This window comes from Moorena sp. SIO2C4 (assembly GCF_010672485.1).
In the GTDB taxonomy this organism is placed as follows: domain Bacteria; phylum Cyanobacteriota; class Cyanobacteriia; order Cyanobacteriales; family Coleofasciculaceae; genus Moorena; species Moorena producens.
In genome coordinates, this window is record NZ_JAAHGN010001268.1 from 1 (window position 1) to 1,937 (window position 1,937).

Sequence of the window (1,937 nt, forward strand, 5' to 3'; positions counted from 1 at the left end):
TCCCATGACCGCGCTGCATCGCTTATATTTTGTTCGCCTCCATCCTATCTAACCAACGTTTAAAACATGACCTTAAAACATGACCTTAAAACATTACTTCTAACTACTTCTAGATGCTCTAAGTTGTCCACAAGCGGCGTCTTTGTCAAGACCACGGGAATGGCGTACACTGACAGCAATGTGTTGCTGCTTAAGAGCTTCAACAAAGCCTTGAATCCTGCGGTAATTAGGACGCTGGTAATCTACTTCACTAATGGGGTTGTAGGGAATCAAATTGACATGACTCTGAAACCCCCTCAGGTTCTTAGCCAACTCAACAGCATGTTCTCGACAGTCATTCAGTCCACCCAAAAGGATGTATTCAAACGTCACTCGGCGACTGGTTAAGTTTACATAGTCTCGACATTCATCTAATAGTGCTTTGAGAGGATAGTGCTTGGCACTAGGAATCAGTTGCTCCCGTAGCTGCTGATTTGAGGCGTGTAGACTGACGGCAAGGGTAACTTGTAGTTGATGCTGAGCGAGTTGGCGGATACGACCGGGAATACCAACTGTTGAAATAGTAAGCGATCGCGCTCCAATCCCCAGGTCCTGATTAAGAGACTTCACTGCACCGACCACAGCTTCGGTATTCAGCAAGGGTTCTCCCATACCCATAAACACGACATTGCTGACTCGTTCCTGAAAATCTTCCCTCACTGTTAAAACCTGATCGACAATTTCATGGCGAGCCAGATTGCGAGTGAATCCGCCTTTACCAGTAGCACAGAAGTCACAAGCCATGGGACAACCGACCTGAGAAGACACACAAACGGTCAGACGCTTTGGTGTGGGAATACCGACAGTTTCAATAATTTGACCATCTGATAACTGGAGCAGGTATTTTACCGTACCATCCTTTGCTTCTAAGCGGTAGTGTAACCTTGAGCGACCAATGGGGACATCGGCTACGGTGTTACGCCACTGTTTAGGAAAGACGGAAATTTCAGAAAGCGATCGCACTCCTTTTTCATAAATCCATCCATGTAACTGACGCCCTCGATAAGCCGGTTGCCCCTGTTGTTGTATCCAGCTGGTTAACTCTGTTAAAGAAGCTCCTAACAATGGCGGAATTGAGTTTACCAGTGGTGAGACCGACCCACTGACATTAGTCATGGTTTGGGAGTTTGAACCATTGCTACTGAGGTCTGGTTGAGGGATAGAAACATCTGGGCACATAAGGGCTTTAGGGGAAATAGGATATAAGGATATAATCAGAGCAAATAATTCTAACAGGAATTCTCGTTACGTTAGACTCCCACGGGCAAATAATAATAACAAAACTAATCAAATAAAAAAAGTCATCAAAATTTTTGGTCTTACTGACCCTTCAGCACTCACAACTGACGTACTTACCCTCATTTTGACATAATTAAATGTTTGTTTGAGCTTCTCAACTTATTAATTATTATTAAGTTTGTAGAATTATTATGACTAATAAGCGAGTTGGCGATCGCTACTTATTTAGACAGCGATCCTCCTGTTAAATTCTCAGTACATAATTTTGGTCATTTGTCCAAAAAAATTAGATGGGTTGGCCCTGGAAAAACCCCCTGATGATAGGCTAAGTGAGACCCGGTACAAAGTGCAACTAAGTTTTCAGGTGGAATCCGATGGTAGTGATGCACTAGTAAAATTTTAACAAGATTCGCGGAATTCCCCAACCTGGCCTTTGGCCAGGCTACGCGAACGTTCAGGTTGGGGATGGATAGCGAGACGACAACTTGTGATGATTCGTGTTATAATAAAGTTGGTCGCTGACCCGCCTGACCGACTAAAAGGCTACCTTGCAAACAGTCTAATATCCTATCAGTTTTAGGCCAAAAGGTATAAAAGTACTAGCGGAGCTCAGGGAAGAGACTTGCCCCAGCTGGTTAGTCATAGTGCTGTAATTCCAA

1 protein-coding gene is annotated in these 1,937 nt (G+C 44.0%); it reads right to left on the reverse strand.

What is annotated here, in order from left to right:
- Nucleotides 1–99: 99 nt before the first annotated feature.
- Entirely contained in the window at nt 100–1,155 is a 1,056-nt protein-coding gene (gene rlmN / locus F6K20_RS36475) for a dual-specificity RNA methyltransferase RlmN (protein ID WP_287253741.1), read from the reverse strand.
- Between the last annotated feature and the right edge of the window lie 782 nt (nt 1,156–1,937).